This window comes from Candidatus Nitrosocosmicus agrestis (assembly GCF_008389435.1).
In the GTDB taxonomy this organism is placed as follows: domain Archaea; phylum Thermoproteota; class Nitrososphaeria; order Nitrososphaerales; family Nitrososphaeraceae; genus Nitrosocosmicus; species Nitrosocosmicus agrestis.
Map to the genome: position 1 here is coordinate 1 of NZ_VUYS01000013.1, position 15,976 is coordinate 15,976.

General features: G+C 32.9%; 13 protein-coding genes and 2 pseudogenes. 6 read left to right on the forward strand and 9 right to left on the reverse strand.

The genetic code is table 11. The features are described from left to right. Nucleotides 1-660, forward strand: a pseudogene (locus F1Z66_RS09130) (hypothetical protein); the annotation flags it as partial. Nucleotides 661-2,109: 1,449 nt separating this feature from the next. On the opposite strand, the gene F1Z66_RS09140 reads toward F1Z66_RS09130, so the two are convergent. Further along, complete coding sequence (locus F1Z66_RS09140) at nucleotides 2,110-2,733, reverse strand: hypothetical protein (protein WP_149863311.1); 624 nt, start codon at nucleotides 2,731-2,733, stop codon at nucleotides 2,110-2,112. Nucleotides 2,734-2,947: 214 nt separating this feature from the next. Here F1Z66_RS09140 and F1Z66_RS09145 point away from each other — a divergent pair, with 214 nt between their 5' ends. Continuing rightward, nucleotides 2,948-3,703 (forward strand): hypothetical protein, encoded by a 756-nt coding sequence (locus F1Z66_RS09145; protein ID WP_149863312.1) that lies wholly within the window; start codon nucleotides 2,948-2,950, stop codon nucleotides 3,701-3,703. Between the two features lie 273 nt (nucleotides 3,704-3,976). Here the strand turns inward: F1Z66_RS09145 and F1Z66_RS09150 are convergent, their stop codons facing one another. Then, nucleotides 3,977-4,528, reverse strand: a complete 552-nt coding sequence (locus F1Z66_RS09150; RefSeq protein WP_149863313.1) for a hypothetical protein — start codon at nucleotides 4,526-4,528, stop codon at nucleotides 3,977-3,979. A gap of 316 nt (nucleotides 4,529-4,844) precedes the next feature. Between F1Z66_RS09150 and F1Z66_RS09155 the strand changes: the two genes are divergently transcribed. Both F1Z66_RS09155 and F1Z66_RS16260 read left to right on the forward strand, forming a co-directional pair. After that, nucleotides 4,845-5,084 (forward strand): hypothetical protein, encoded by a 240-nt coding sequence (locus F1Z66_RS09155; RefSeq protein WP_149863314.1) that lies wholly within the window; start codon nucleotides 4,845-4,847, stop codon nucleotides 5,082-5,084. A gap of 277 nt (nucleotides 5,085-5,361) precedes the next feature. Next, a complete protein-coding gene (locus F1Z66_RS16260) occupies nucleotides 5,362-5,496 on the forward strand; it encodes a hypothetical protein (protein ID WP_255437909.1) in 135 nt (44 codons plus the stop codon). Between the two features lie 257 nt (nucleotides 5,497-5,753). Here the strand turns inward: F1Z66_RS16260 and F1Z66_RS09160 are convergent, their stop codons facing one another. From F1Z66_RS09160 to F1Z66_RS09170, 3 genes are all read right to left on the reverse strand, one after another. Next, nucleotides 5,754-6,185, reverse strand: a complete 432-nt coding sequence (locus tag F1Z66_RS09160; RefSeq protein ID WP_149863315.1) for an SRPBCC domain-containing protein — start codon at nucleotides 6,183-6,185, stop codon at nucleotides 5,754-5,756. A gap of 526 nt (nucleotides 6,186-6,711) precedes the next feature. Further along, nucleotides 6,712-6,891, reverse strand: coding sequence for a hypothetical protein (locus F1Z66_RS09165; RefSeq protein WP_149863316.1), 180 nt, complete (start codon nucleotides 6,889-6,891; stop codon nucleotides 6,712-6,714). Between the two features lie 261 nt (nucleotides 6,892-7,152). Continuing rightward, nucleotides 7,153-7,386 carry a hypothetical protein gene (locus tag F1Z66_RS09170; protein WP_159357415.1) on the reverse strand — a complete coding sequence of 78 codons (234 nt, stop codon included), beginning with the start codon at nucleotides 7,384-7,386 and terminating at the stop codon, nucleotides 7,153-7,155. A gap of 843 nt (nucleotides 7,387-8,229) precedes the next feature. On the opposite strand from F1Z66_RS09170, the gene F1Z66_RS09175 reads away from it, so the two are divergent. Continuing rightward, nucleotides 8,230-9,069, forward strand: coding sequence for a dienelactone hydrolase family protein (locus F1Z66_RS09175; protein ID WP_159357416.1), 840 nt, complete (start codon nucleotides 8,230-8,232; stop codon nucleotides 9,067-9,069). Nucleotides 9,070-9,208: 139 nt separating this feature from the next. Here F1Z66_RS09175 and F1Z66_RS09180 read toward each other — a convergent pair whose 3' ends face one another. From F1Z66_RS09180 to F1Z66_RS16335, 3 genes and pseudogenes are all read right to left on the reverse strand, one after another. Next, a complete protein-coding gene (locus tag F1Z66_RS09180; protein ID WP_149863319.1) occupies nucleotides 9,209-10,654 on the reverse strand; it encodes an MGH1-like glycoside hydrolase domain-containing protein in 1,446 nt (481 codons plus the stop codon). Between the two features lie 52 nt (nucleotides 10,655-10,706). Continuing rightward, nucleotides 10,707-11,528, reverse strand: a complete 822-nt coding sequence (locus F1Z66_RS09185; RefSeq protein WP_230207506.1) for a glucose 1-dehydrogenase — start codon at nucleotides 11,526-11,528, stop codon at nucleotides 10,707-10,709. A gap of 25 nt (nucleotides 11,529-11,553) precedes the next feature. Further along, a pseudogene (locus tag F1Z66_RS16335) lies at nucleotides 11,554-12,579 on the reverse strand (cation diffusion facilitator family transporter). Between the two features lie 410 nt (nucleotides 12,580-12,989). Here F1Z66_RS16335 and F1Z66_RS09195 point away from each other — a divergent pair. Further along, the gene (locus F1Z66_RS09195; RefSeq protein WP_149863321.1) at nucleotides 12,990-14,825 is read left to right on the forward strand and encodes an ATP-dependent DNA ligase; all 1,836 of its coding nucleotides are present in this window, start codon (nucleotides 12,990-12,992) and stop codon (nucleotides 14,823-14,825) included. A gap of 138 nt (nucleotides 14,826-14,963) precedes the next feature. Here the strand turns inward: F1Z66_RS09195 and F1Z66_RS09200 are convergent, their stop codons facing one another. Next, complete coding sequence (locus F1Z66_RS09200) at nucleotides 14,964-15,872, reverse strand: DNA-formamidopyrimidine glycosylase family protein (RefSeq protein ID WP_149863322.1); 909 nt, start codon at nucleotides 15,870-15,872, stop codon at nucleotides 14,964-14,966. Between the last annotated feature and the right edge of the window lie 104 nt (nucleotides 15,873-15,976).

A 15,976-nucleotide genomic window follows, 5' to 3' on the forward strand; every position in this document is an offset into this window, starting at 1 on the left:
CATGTAGTACATGCACCACACAGATGGTATGCTCTAGAAGAAGAGATTCATGGTGTTAACCAATTACGAATAGTTGGTGGTGTTAGCAATTGTTGCTTACAGCATGGATTGAACTTTTATGATGGTAATATTAACAATTACAAAAGTAGTATTGAAAATTATGATGAGGTTAGCATTAAGAAGAATGCAAGTGAACGACCTTCATCATTGATAACATCAGAGAGTATATTGGAATTGATGGATAAAATGAATTATAGAGTCAATTTGGAACCTATTAACAATGAGAAAGAAAAGTATGGATCTATTCCTGTGTTAGAGATTCCAATGCATCCTGTTTCTTCAGTCGAAGTTGCAGAGTTGACTAAAATAATTGAAAATGCTCACAGATATCTCCAAATAGCATTCGCAGAAGAACTATACTTGTACTGTAAATCAAATGGCATAAGTTTCCCCGAACTTAGAGAATCACTAAACACAAAGTGGAATGTCGATATCCTTGAACCAAGAGATGGAATTGGTGGACACTGTCTACCAAAGGATACAAAGATGTTTATCAATTCATCTAACACAATGAAGAGCAAGATACTTCAAGCTGCCATGGAAATTGATGAGGATTATAGAGACTTGGAAAAGATAGTGAATCTGACAAAATTACATTAGATCTTTTAACAAATTTGTAGTCCTATCTCTATATCACATCAAACTAGAACTTGCAGTCGTTACATTGAACTTATCTTTATTCTGATCCTTTCATTATTTTGTAATAAAGAGTAACATAGAAAAATTACCAATTAAATACCAAGACTTTCTTGTTTAAAATGCCGCGTAAGGTGATTGTAGACTCTATATACATTTGTCCTTGATACCTTGCTCTCCACACCCAGGGTAGGAATGTACTGATAAAATAAAAAAAGAATTGTGAATACCTAAAGTAATTGTTCAATCCACCTTCTGATAAAATACTCCTGTGATTGTGGTCATGTTTATCCATTAGGTTTATTTTATCACTATTTTTTTTAGGTTGATCTTTTTTGTATTTACATGATATAAATAAAAAATTAACTCACTTTATCGAACTTTATTATCCATAGTTTAGTTTTATGTTTTATATGTTTAATTGGATAAAATGTATTTCCTAAATTTTTTGGGTTAGTTTATGCGTCTTATAAAGTATGATAAATAACTTTACTTGATGAAAATTGGTAAAAATATGTTAGGACTGTTATCTTTTATTATCAAAAACAGGCTGAATCCAAGAAAAAGAACCACAATTGAGCAATTAAGATGAAATATTGATCCGAATAGTATATAGTTTTAATAAAGATAGCATATATTCAAGCACTTGTTGAATCGATCGCAATAGATTCTATCAACAAAATAAAAAGACAAAACTACATACAAAATGGTTCAGACACCTTCTTTCAGTATAATAAAGTAAATGATATCAATTGTATAATAAATAGGTAACGTTTCTTATATTCAGAAATAACAGAATAATAGCGAATATTGATAGTTCCAAAACTTTTGTATTGACTCTTGGTAGAGTGATTATTGAAATAAATCGAATTATTAGTTTACTATGACCTTTCCTGTCATGGTGGGATGTAATTTGCAATGATATTCAAAAGTACCTGCTTGTTCTATTTTGTTTTCAAATTTATTATCAGGCCTCAAGTTGGCAGAGCTAAATAGATCTTTATTTTCAGTAACTGTATCGATTCTAAAGTCTTTGTTAGTTCCAATAATCGATTCACTTTTATTGATTAAAACGATTTAGATCAAAAGCTTTGTTGCCTAGCGATATAGCATCAGAAACAATAGATATAGAGAAGTTTGATTGTCCCTGTGCGAGAGAAAATATAGGCATTGATAGAATTAACACTATCAATATCCATAGTGTCATTTATCTTCAAATACCGCAGGTTTTATAAATAAATTATAGCACATTTTTGCTACCAAAAAAAGGTATGCTTTATTATGAAATAACCCGCAAGTATCATTATATTAAAAAGTTTGTATTTTTGTATAATTAAAAAAAACAGACCAATATAAAAAATTAATCATTTTCACCTGAGGAAGATGATTTGATGATATATTCTTATAATTTGTCTATTTTTGCATCAACCAGATCGTCCTTTTGATATCGGGTGTCTGTTTGTCTATTGCGATAGTATTATTTAGAAATGAAAAACTGGGGCTATCAGTATTATTGAATTGAATAATGCCATGAAACATTTCATTTGTGTCATTAATTGTCCCAATGTCTGAAGAAATCCAATTGATATTTTGTCCATCTTCAGCAGTGATTGTGCCATAGGCCGTGGCCTGAATCGTTCCATCTGCTAGATGAGTGTTTATAAAAGTCATATTGTTTGTTACGTTACCAATATTTTTCATAACTGCATATTCAGTAACTCTATCTTCGCTTATTAATGGCGAATGGGACGTCAAGTTTTTACTACCAAGAAAAGTTCCAAAATAGGCTTGGTAAACCGGATCAGACAAATTTAGTGAGTTTGTCACCATTGTGTTGATCTCGCTGCTGTTGCTGCTGTTGCTGCTGTTGCTGCTGTTGCTGCTGCTATTTCCGGTGTGGTATTGACTTGCATTTGATTGAGCCATTATATCGTAGTCATATTGTAAAAATGTGCTTGAACCAAATAGTAAAATCCCAAGCAATATTATTTCTTTCATAACAAAAGCAATAATTGATTCTATATAATTGCCTTTCACATGTTTTTTAAAGCAAAAAGGATGGGAATAACTAAAAAAAACATATACAAAAAAAACAATTCAACGACCCTTTTATTGAAGATTCTTTATCCATTTAACTGCCTATAACAAAGGTGGCGGATCTTGTCAAGAAAAATTAGAATACAATAAATTTGACTCCACCTATCACCATTAGATAAACATTCATAAGATATCTCAAAAGAATATCTTGAATATGAGATCATTGCCAATAATTGTTGTAATTTTATCATTACTTTCCATTATCATCGGATCCGCTATGATCGGGCCAGAATCTTATTTATTGGGTTTTATTTCAAATAATGAAACCAAAGACATTTCAAATATGATGTATCATGTGAATTCAAATCCATTTAATTTATCATATGCTGACTGGACTGAAAATTGGTGGAGGTGGACATACTCTATTCCCTGGGGAAGTAACCCTTCCTATGATGATAGTGGAGTAAATTGTGGCCAGCACCAGAATGGTCCTGTATGGTTTCTTACTTCATCATTTGATCATCCGACCACGCGAACATGTGAAATCCCATCTAATACCGCTATACTAACCACTTTGCTTAACTCAGAATGTTCTTTTGCAGAGTACTCCTATTTGAAAACCGAACAACAATTAAGGGAGTGTGCAAAAAAAATACAAGACATTGTTAGTGGCGGCAGTGCATCACTTGACGGCCAAAAAATACCTGGGCAATTTATGTATCGTATTCAAACGGATCTCTTCAACTTCACGCTACCACAAAACAATATATTAAATCTTAGTTCTCAAACTACCCAGGCCGTCGCAGATGGAACTTGGCTCTTCATTAAGCCTCTCTCTCCTGGAATTCACGTCCTGAAAGTTAAGGGAGATATTAATCCAACAACATTTGAAAATGTTACTGATGCTAATCAATACAATGGACCTATCGGTTGGAACCAAACTACAACATATAACTTGATCATAAAGTGATTTAACCACGGGTTTAACACAATTCTTTTACAAACCCAATCCTAAATTATGCTGGATTCATTTTTTCTTTTTGTATGGCAAACCTGAATTGTCTATCAGACAAAAAATTGTATTGTTGCAAAAAGAGATAAGGTCAAGATAAGACGATGCTGATGAAGTATGTTATTCATACTCTGGAAACTATTTTGTCGATTTTTACCCGATAAAAGATCATGATTGTTACTAACTCGGGTTCAAAAAATAAATGGTACAAAGGATGGCTAGACCAATTGGCTAATCACTGTTTTTTCCATCAGTCTTACCGATTCTAATATACAATTGATCCATAAATTCGATAAGTTTGTTCTTTGTTTCGTCATCCTTCTTTCGCATAAAGTAATATAGTTCCTCTGTAGAAGCATGATAATCTATTCCTATATTCTTTGCTAATTCTAAAGAAATCATTGACATTAACAATTTTCGCATAACAATATCTGGTCCATATTTAATTAGGTCTGCATGGAGCTCGGCTAGAGTGTTCTTGAAATTAGAATAAATATATGCATCTTTTGCATCTCTATTTTTAATTGCAAACCCAGTTCCCATTAATCTGTCTTTCAAATGTATCTTTTCCACCATTTCGATAAACGAAAGATCAATTTTTGGATCGGAGAAGAGGATCTGAGACAGCAAATCGGCAGCTTCTTGTTCGTTAATTTGCATTTCATTGGACAAAGTAAATACAACTTGACAGGCCGCACATCCATTGCCTTTTATTATTAAGGAGTTATGTTGAATGTTACTAATAGTTTCTGAGATTATATGCTTTGCTCTTTCAGTTTCCATATATAAAGTTAATAAATATTTCAACAACTTATATTTGATCTCTATTCATTTTCCTTTCCTATATTTAGATAGGGGACTGGCAAGCCAATATTTGAATAGAATTATTTTTCACAATAAAAATTCAATCATTAAAATGAATGAAAGTAGGCAATGTTAGTCTAATATGATATATATGTATATATTGTAGCATCCTTCCTTAATGTGGTATTAATGTGATTTTTTTGTTACTCTTTCAATTGCCTGGTATTTGAAGTATATTTATAATCGTGAGAGAATTATGTTAGATCTATTTAAAATATTATGTGTAATTTATAACATGAGTAACAATTCGATCAATTGGAATGATGTTATTAAAAAAGAAGCAAGAGGTATTAATGACGCAGATTTAGGTGAAGTACAAGAGGTTCGACAAGACAAAGTTATCACCAAAGCAGGTGTAGTGGATAAAGAGGTGTATTCTATTCCCACAAGTCTAGTAGAGAGATATGATGGACATAACTTGTGGTTTAGAGTAACCAAAGAAGAAGCAGAAAGTGTTTACAAAATCAAAGATTAATTTTTCACCAAGCTGTACTTGAGGTTTGAATTACAGTTATCACATTTATAATAGTCCGGATTAACCTGACAATATAAATAGGCAACTCTACCCGTAGTTACACAGTTAAGTATTTATTTTCCTTAGTGTAACTTTACAATGTTAATATTTGCATTTTATTGCCAACACTTTATTCAAGTAGAGAATTCTAGTATAATCGATAAATAGCATTTTTGATAAGACTTTACTTTTGTATTTACTAGTAATACGTTAATAGTTTACCCACTTTAACCAAAGAATGGTAGCTAAAAAAGGTAACTCAAAGGCTCACAAGGAAGGATCAGCTAAAACAACTAAAACAGTAAAGAAAAAAGCTTCGGAGAAATCAAACAAATCTACTTCAAGTGGCAAGAAAACGACAAGCAAAAAGTAATCAGAAATATCCATCCTTAAAACTTAAACATACCTCGTATTTAGGTAAAATCAAATTTTTTTGGATTGTAGTTATAGTTTTTATTTCTTCGTTTAGAATCAGTATTAGTACTGTTTTGATGTTATCTCTAATAGCAACGACAATACTTCCAATAATTATAAAGCAAATTCTATCAATGACATACTAGCTGGATGTTGTAGACAGAATTTGAAAATGCTTTCACACAACACAAGATAATAGGCTAATTGATTGTATGATTATGTCTCTGCCCTTTTTTTCAAAGCCTCATTCATTTCTGTAAAACTGTCTAGCATATCTTTGTCTAGTCTATTTCCTATCAAGTCAACCAAGATCCCTGTAAAAATCTCCTTATGAATGAATTTAGTTTGTTCCTTGCTTATAGATTCTAAAGTAAAAATTCTCTCACCGTTAAAGATTCCGGGCAATATTGATTTGCCATACCAACGCAATTCTTTGTGAGGTTCAACCTTTGTTATGTACGGGCGATAGGTTCTGGTCTTTCCTTTTGATGTGTGAAGATGAATTTTTAGTCTACTTCCTACTTTTGCAGTTCCTTCTATCTTACGAACAAATGGATTCCATTTGTTGTATTCGCCAAATTCTGTTAATATTTGCCATACTTTATGCATTTCTGCATTAATGGTAATCTCTGTACTAATTTCTTTCAAACTTCTAATGTATGTTCTACCACGGTGTTTAAAAATCCCTCTGTTTTTACTAGCATTAGTAAAGGAAAAATTACTAGATTTTGTAATATATTTTATTGAATGTTGAAGAAAATTTTCAAGATTATTTTTTTTACATCTTGAGGCATGTTTGGATCCTCGACTATCTTGTGTAAATCGTTCTTATTTATGCATAATCCATTCTTATTTATTTTGTAAAACCATTTAATATTCTCGGAATGTATCAGAACAGGTGTGTTTAGACAACCTCTTACTCCACAACTCTTTATCTCATCTTTTGTAAAACATATGTGATCGGAAGAGCACTTGTAAATCATATCTTAATGTAAATTCATGTAGTATAATATTAAATATTAAATAATAAGATGAGTAGATTCTTATCCTGCTGTTCAATAAATTATTGCTGACCTACTGCGTTGCTCCCGACGTTCCCATTTACTGATAGAGCAACATTATTGCATGATGCTAATGTATTGTTCAAAAATTCACAAAATGCATCTTGCTTCATTCAGGATCCTTGTGCTATGCCTTGTAAGAGGGAATTAGATTTTTTATTCGTAGTGTATACACCATGACTATCAAATCCCATACTGGGTAGTGCTACTACCAAAATTACTGTTGCAAAAGCTAATACACTAACAATTATACTGGTATTTTTTTTGAAGTAGACGTTTAAATTGCTATTCATATTTAAAGATAGAATATTTACTCTATCGCACTCGGATCTGTAGGTCTTTCTTTTAATTTGATCTCTATTTCATGTTAGTGTTTGAATATATGAAACATTTACAACGTTTCATTATTGAGTATAGATACATACAAAATACTTTATATTGAATTGGATGTGATGTAGGGGCAAGAATAAATTGAAAAAATTGCGATATAATTATCGAACAAATAACCAATCATATTCTATCCCATTAATATCACCCCATCCAATAAAATTTATTTAGATTATTTTTGCTTCTTTCAGTAACGGTTTACCACAGTCTATGCAATATTTCAGAGGAACTCTGTACACTGCACCCTCATCATCAGATATTTGGATAAATATTTTTGTGAATGAATCAAGGTTATTCAAACCTTCTAAGAATACTAGTTCACCTTTAGCATCATTTACATAAATGTATTTCATTTTGCATAGCTCAAGAAGATTATTACATTCTGAATGCATTACACTCATATCTAACGTCTTGTATCGTTTATATTCTTTCTACTTGTAAAAAGTTATCGCACGGTCTGTGAAACAATCGTAAAAATTTCAATACTATGCAGAAAATATCGCAAATCGTCGAAAAATAGACGAATCTCTCTCCTATCGAAGGAAAACCCTCTTCCTGAAACGCATAGTCTTGATTTTGTGTGCTCAGTTTAAATCATTATAAACAATAAAATATAAACCCAATAAAATGAGGTTATTTTTCAAAGGGACTTTACCTATAACCCTCATTTTATCGGTATAGATACGGAGTTCGTTATTTTTGGTACCGTACAAAGGTAATCTTGAATTGTAAGTATTAATAGAATATGTATCTTTTTTTAGTGAAGAAAATCAAATAAATTTGGTTATAAGTGGCCAAAGCTACTTTTAATTTAATAATATAATCACAGGTTTGGGCCTATAATTGTACCAGTATTTTATTTATTTCCAAAGTCAGGATGCGCGGATAATCTCGTTATATCATATATTTTAGCATCATTCTCTTTATCATTACTACTACTACTACTATTTTCATAATTGTTTTTAATTGTCAATAAATTTTCAAAGACGATTTTCTTGTATGTTCAAATTAATTATTTTTCATTGTACTGTGAATGGATTTTGATATTTGAAATATATTTTTAATTTTGATATACAATTACTTGTTTATTAGAATTTGCAATTTATTTCAAGTGATTTGATTAATTAAGCATCAATACGATTACAAGACTTTACACAAAGGTTAAAAATATTGACACACTGAATAGTGTAATGAAACATTCAAGGATGATTTCAATCCTATCTATCCTAGCTGTTTGTTCATGTTTGATTACAAATCCGCCTAATGTCGGAGCTCAAAAGAATACAGGGTTGACTGCTATGACTTTGGCAAGTATTGAAAATGTCAATAATTCTTCAATTCCATCCTCTTCCTCCACAGATTCAATTAACCTGCCCCTCCAAAATGAAACTGTTAATTATTATAATAACGCTTCTGGATATTTGGTTTATCCAGCAATATCTCAAAATGAATCCATAAAGAAACTTCAAGCAGTTGTAATGATTCATGAAAATAAAGGATTAAATGACTACATCATAGAGTCTGCAAACTTGGTAGCACGAAACGGATATGTTGTCTTGGCTGTTGACCTTTTTAATGGAGAAGTTACAACCAATCCCGATAGGTCAAGCGCACTAACCGCTGCAATTAGAGAAAATCCAGAAACTGCAATTTCAAACCTTAAGGGAGCTGTCCGTTACCTTGGATCATTAGATAATGTCGAAGCAACTAAAATAGCATCTCTGGGTTGGTGCTTTGGCGGACAGCAGTCCTTGCAATTGGCTCTTAATAGCAAAGAAAATCCTCTAGCAGCCACTGTGATTTACTATGGCAGACCATCTAACGATACTCAAGCAATTTCCAACATTTCGTGGCCAGTTCTCGGAATATTTGGTGGAAAGGATCAAGCTATATCTGTAGACTCTGTAAAGCAATTCCAGAAAGCATTGAATGACACAGGGATTACAAATGAGATTTATGTCTATCCAAATGTAGGTCATGCATTTGCAAATCCTTCCAATGATAACTATGCCCCACAAGAGACTGCTGATGCATGGAAAAAGACTTTGGAGTTTTTAAACAAATACCTAAAGTCCCATCTATAAATTCCTATATAATGCTACATTAATAATTATTTTTTTTGAGTATTTGATCTAAATAAAAATATGATCAAAACAATCTGCCCTTTTAGATAAATAAAAAATTGGTTTTGGTTGTGTGTAATGCTAATATTTTCACAGAGATCTAGGCAAAACCTTTGGGGTTGTGGATCATGTCTATTACCAGCGCTGCAGTCCAGGAGAAATCCTTGCCTCCCAATCCTTTGCCAGTATATGGATCGTAATATTCTCTGACACCGTGTCTTTGTACTAATTCAAAGACACCATTTCTGATTGCATCAGCCTCCTTTGAGTAACCATACTCTAAGAGTCCGAGCCAAAACAACCAATTCATATTAATCCAGACGGGGCCCCTCCAATAAGTCAGTGGACTAAAGTATTCTGCCTTAAGGCCTACACTAGGCAGAGCAGGTTCATGACAATATTTACCTGGACCGCAATGATACGAATGCTTTAACCATTTCACCATAGTTTCGGCTTCATCTGGCAGCAATAGTTCGGTCGCCAACGGTATAAGTGAAGACACAGTTTTAGTTTTTATCCAATCTTTTGCTATTAAATCGTAATCCAAAAACAAACTAAGTTCATTTTTTCCCACCTTTGAATAATTTGGAGGTAAAAAGTATCGATAGTAATTCCGCTCTGTTCTGGCCATCCAATGCTTTATTTCTATTTTATAATCTTTGTATTGAGAACTTGTAGAATGTTGTCTGGAGTCTGACACATTCAAATTATCGTTTTTCACTTTGTTTTTCGAATCGAGATCAACATTCTCGAGAATATCAAGGATTTTTAGCAAATACTTGTTTGCAATATATAAAATACTGCTAAAAAGCAAATCCTTAATTTTGAAAGGCATTTTTTCATACATTATTTTTTCATCATAATTGCATTTTTTCATAATTTCTATCATAAAGATAAATTTATCATATTCATCATTGCTTGGAATAGTATCAGCTGCTCCATCTACCGCTATTAGATCAAGCCTCTTAAATTCTGGTAGTTCAGATTTTGCAAAAGTGACATTAGATAATGGTTTATCCCAGATCGGAGAGTCATCCTCGCCAGACTCCCAAGGATGTAAAATTGTCACAAGGCCCGATCCCTCAGGATCTCGGTCAGTAAGCAGGTACCGGTGAAAATTCATTAATTTAGGAACAATTTCAATTAAAAATTCTTGTGTCTTTCTTTTGTCGGTAGAGTTTTTATGAATGTAATAACAAGATATGGCGTGTATAGGAGGTTGGGTCATTCCCGAGGTACCAATATGGGTAGGAGCATTTTCGGATCGAGTAATCTCATAAAAATCAGCAGCAGGAAAATAAGTCTTTTCTCTTTCATTAAACACTATATGGGGTACCATGCCATTTTTCCATTGAGCATCAAAAAGAAACCGGATTTCTTTGATTGCCTTATCTGTCTTACCATATGAATTACCTAATGCAATAAATGCCGCATCCCAGCTCCATTGGTGTGGATATAAAGTTCCTGCTGGAATGGTAAAGGAACCGGTCCAGTTTTTTTCTAAAACATCTTCACACTTTTTCAATAGTAATTTCAGGTCGTTCAACCAAACATCTGATTTCTATTTGATAGAGTGATTATTATTGTTATAGCAAAGACTAGTTTGAATCTTGTGGAAAAACATGTTTGGATCCATGATCATTGTCTAGTCCAAATGAAGGATAAAGAGTCATTCCGCCATCCACTACAAAGGTACTTCCGGTAATATATGATGCTTTAGCAGATGCTAAAAAATCAACAACGTTTGCTACCTCCACATCTTTACCAATTCTGCCCATAGGTATCTTCTTTATTGTTTTCTCTCGCTCCCATTCATCAGTACGCAAGCTTAAATTCATATCCGTATCTATTGCTCCAGGGGCTACAATGTTTACCCTAATATTATCAGCGGCTAACTCAAGTGCCATTGTTTTTGTCATCATATCTATGCCACCTTTTGAAGTGGCATAGGGTACATAATGCGGTTTAGGTATTATTTGGTGTACAGAAGAAATGTTAATGATGCAACCACCTTTAGGATCTTGGATTTGCATTTGTTTGACCGCTTCTCTGCTACAAATAAAAGGACCTGTTAAATCCACTGATATTATATTATACCAATCTTGCAGAGTCGTTTCAGTTAATGGGATGTCCTTTTGAATCCCTGCATTATTGACAAGAACATCGATTCTGCCGAACTTGTTTACCGTTTCCTTGATAAGTCTGATACAATCTTCTTCTTTTGATACATCTCCGAGAATTGCCACTGCATCGCAATTTGTTGATGTCTTTATTTCTTCCACAACTGCCTCTGCTTCTTCAATCTTTCTTGAATTTATCACCAAAGATGAATACTCATCAGATTTGGCAAATGTTATTGCAATTGCTCTCCCTATCCCTTTACTAGAACCGGTTATGACTGCAATTTTGCTGCCGGTCAATTCATCTATTCTAACAATTACCTGTTTATATCATTGATGTTATTGAAATGACCACAATTATATTCTCAAAAGGCCAAAGAATTAAATCCAAAAATGAGTTATTTTGTTCTCTCTCTCTTCCTAATTCTACATATATTATTGACGATACAGCATAAGGAATTACTGCCTTTATCTTGCTTTCAATATTGTCTATTACTGATTCGATCATGTCCGTATCCAAATAATCAACAAGACTTACCTCTATTGCTATCAAAACATCTTCTGGTGCAAAATACATTGTACGAATTGAAGCAATCTTATTTACTTCAGAAATTTGAGAAACAGCCTTGTATATGGATTGATAGTCTCGTTTTGACATGGACTCCCCAATCAACAGATCTTTATTTTCTCTTGCCAAAAAGAATGCAAATGCCATTATCATAAACCCTATTAGCCAGGATCCAAGAGCATCAAAAGCATTATTTTTCGTGATATCCGATAATACTAATGCAGCAAAGGCAATAATTATTCCTAAAAGTGCAGCCGAATCCTCAACTACAACTGTAAGGACTGAAGTATCTTTACTCTTTAAATTCTTTAACAATTGTTGAAATTGATAGTTTATCGCCCTGTCCTCTATGACATTTTTAAAAATTCCAAGGGCTATTCACAAAACATTTGCTTCAAAAACAAATGAAATTGCAAGGATTATATAATTTATAGAAAGATCATTAAGTCGATGAAAATCGTTTCCCATAAAAGAACCTATTCCTTGCTCAAGCGATAACACTCCAGAGATCCCAAAAATTAGAGTAGCCACGATAAAAGACCACAAGAACTGCTCTTTGCCATATCCTAATAGATGCTTTTCTGAAACTTGCTTTTTACTTGTTCTAATTCCTACAAGTAAAAGAACTTGATTAAAAGCGTCTGAAAATGAATGATATGTTTCAGCCCACATAGAAATACTACCAGTAAAAAGAGCAGCTATTAATTTTGAAATAGCAATTCCCAAGTTTCCAAACAACGCAGCATAGATTGCCTTTTTTGAACCGCCGCTACCTCTTACCATGATTTTTGTAAACCTGTATCAGCGTTCTTCTTATATAGATTGGTTTGACTATTTCTTTGTAAATTGAATTCCTTGCTATTTTTCTTGTCTTAGTCATAATGAACGATCTGGGGCTGGACCTACAAATTATGAGTACAAGATCTATATGTTTGGCGGACCGCGTGAGGGTTTACATGCACTAAATGTAAAAGAAATCTTAGTATCAAGTTCTAGTAACGATATAGATTCATAGGTTTATTTTTTTTAGTATCTTTCTTTAGCGGCACGTCCAAATATAACTAAAATTGCTGCTCTGCAAAACTATGAAAAGTCTCTATTTGCTTCCCACTTGATTTTTTTTTTTTTTTTGAAATTGAGATAACCCTGTAATAGTAAGCATATTAGCAAAGTTTACCCGATACCATTGTAAAATGGAAGAAAGCACAAACAAGGTTTTGTCTTCTTATTTTTCTTCATTAGTTGAAACTTGTGAATTAGTTCGGAATACCTCAAGTAAAAATACAAAAATTGATATTTTAGTAAAATACCTGTCGACACTCGATGACGACTCGTTACAAATAGCAGTTTTATTTCTTTCTGGAAGGATATTTCCAAGAGGTTCGCAACTTAACATAAACATAGGGTTTAGGACTATTTTGCAATCATTAATTGAAATATCGAATATGAATGAATCAGAAATAACCAAAATACATTTAGAGTATGGCGACATGGGCAGCATGGCTGAATTTGCTGTTTCAAAAAAAGAAATGCTAACTCTATTTAGCTTTGGTCAAGAATCTTCTCACAGACTCACTCTACAATACTTGAATTCCCAATTCAAAAGAATTGCAGGTTTACGTGGACCAAGTTCTTTACGTGAAAAGAAAAGCCTGCTCAAAGCCATACTTGTAAGTTGCTCACCGTTAGAAGCAAAATATTTGGTGAAAATAGTCACAAATGAAATGAGGATCGGATCCTATGAGGGTTTAGTCGAATCAGCTATTGCAAAAGCGTTTAGTAAGGATATTGAATATGTAAGAGAAGCAATATTGCTTTCTGGAGATATGGCCAACGTGGCTCTTTCTGCTAAAAGCGGTCAACTACATCTAGTAACAGTCAAACCATTTGTTCCCATGAGTTTTATGCTAGCAGATGTAATGCATACTGCTGATGAAATAATTGACTACTTTGGAAAACCATTATTTTCCGAATTTAAATATGATGGTATTAGGGTACAAGTACATCGATTTGGAAATATTTGCAAACTTTTCTCTAGAAATTTTTCAGACATTACTTTCGCGTTTCCTGAAATAGTTAGATCAATATTAAGGATAAAAAGAGATAAGGAAAAAGATAATAAGAATTCAAAAGAAGCTGTTCTGGAGAAAAATCAAGAGAACGAATTCAACTTTATTCTGGATGGGGAGATAATAGCATGGAAGAATGATAGGCCGTTACCTTTTCAAGAATTGCAGAAGAGATTAAGAAAGAAGGTTCTAACTGAAGATATAATGTCGGATATTCCAGTTCAATATATAATTTATGATCTTATGTATTTCGGGGAAAGTCAAGTTATCAAGAAAGAATTAGAACTTAGGCGGAGTTTAATGGCAAATTTGGAAATACAGGACAAGAACATTATTTTGGCTAAAAGTAGTCTGATCAAATCTGTAAATGACGTAGACAATAATTTTAGAACTAGCAGAAACGAGGGGCATGAGGGATTGGTCATTAAGGATCCATTATCACATTATCATCCTGGAAAAAGAGGCAGGTACTGGATAAAACTTAAAGAAGAATTAGATACGATAGATGCTGTTGTGGTGATAGCAGAATATGGCCACGGTAAACGAGCGGGAACTCTATCAGACTATACCCTTGCAATTAAAGACTCGGTAAACATTTCGTCTGAAAGTTTTTCTCACGATATAATAGATAATGAATTTCATTCTCGGAACACTAAAAACCTGAAAATAATAGGGAAAGCGTACTCGGGTTTATCTGATGAAGAAATCGCATATATGACAAAAAGGCTAAAAGGGTTAACAGTAAGGGATGAGGGGAGTAGGCTGATCGTAAAACCCGAAATTGTTCTCGAGGTAACTTTTGATTCTATACAAAAAAGTAATAGACACAGTGGCGGATATGCGTTACGTTTTCCGAGGATCAAAAACATCAGATTTGATAAAGCCGTTGCTGACATTGACAATCTGGAAAAAATACAAAAAATATTTAATAACCAATTTCACACCAAAATGGGGTCCTAGTGGAATCACTACACACAACTCGACTTAAATAATATTCTGATGTTGTGTTGGCAATTGAGTCAAGTGAAAATCATGAGGCTGTGTATGCCATATGTTGTGAATCTATCATCACTTGAATAAATTTAATTTACTTGTTAATTACTTGGCTTGACATTTGGGGCACCAAAAAGTCTGCCTTTTGGTTATTGTTCTCTCTGATATAATCTTAGTCCCGCATTTCAAACACTCCTTACCTGATCTCCTAAAAACCCAATGCCTGCTATTTTGGGATTGCTTTTTGCCATTTAAAGATGATGATACTGTTGATCCGCTATTTTTGTATCCCATATTGAGAACGTTAGGAATACTTGTGGCAAGTTCATCTAATTCGTTATCTGATAACAATAATATTTTCCTAAATGGATAAATTTCATTTAGAAACAGAATCTCTGATTTGTATTTATTTCCTATACCTGCAATAACTTGTTGATCAAGGAGACATTCAGAAATCGAAAGATTAGGAGAACTTTTAGATTTTGAAATTAGATTTGAAATAACTTTATTTTTATCATAGTTTTGATCAAGTCCATCAGGACCTAGCAACGAAATGGGAGGTCTGAGAGACGGATCGTATGTTGAAAATTCTAAAATGGGATCGTTAAATTCAATTAAAACTTTGTTTGCAGTGGTAATAATTAATCTTATTCTTTTGTCTTTGCGTACATCAAGTGATTCAATTTTTTTCTTTATGGTAGAAGTGGTATTCGCGTCTTTAGAATTGTTAAGATAAATTTTTCGAGGAAGAGGTCTTGCGACACCATCATCAAATTCTTTTCTATCATAGATTCTCCATTTACCCCACATCATCATATGATTTCGCAAATAAATGCTCAAAAATTTAATGACGATATTTTTTCCATATGTTTTTACTGTTTTCACTTTTGAATGAAGAATCTTGTTTTTCATTTGTTGATCAAGCTTATTGCATTTGATATCTTCGATAGATGTATTTACTATTGCTTGTAATATTTTGTCTGCAACGATTTTAACTTCAGGACCTTCAGACATCTGTCAGATGTAGATGGTTAATATTGTTAATAATTGGGATAATTTGTTCACACTTTTTTGACTCTAAATATTATGATAATCTTCTAAAACTGCTAGAATATTAG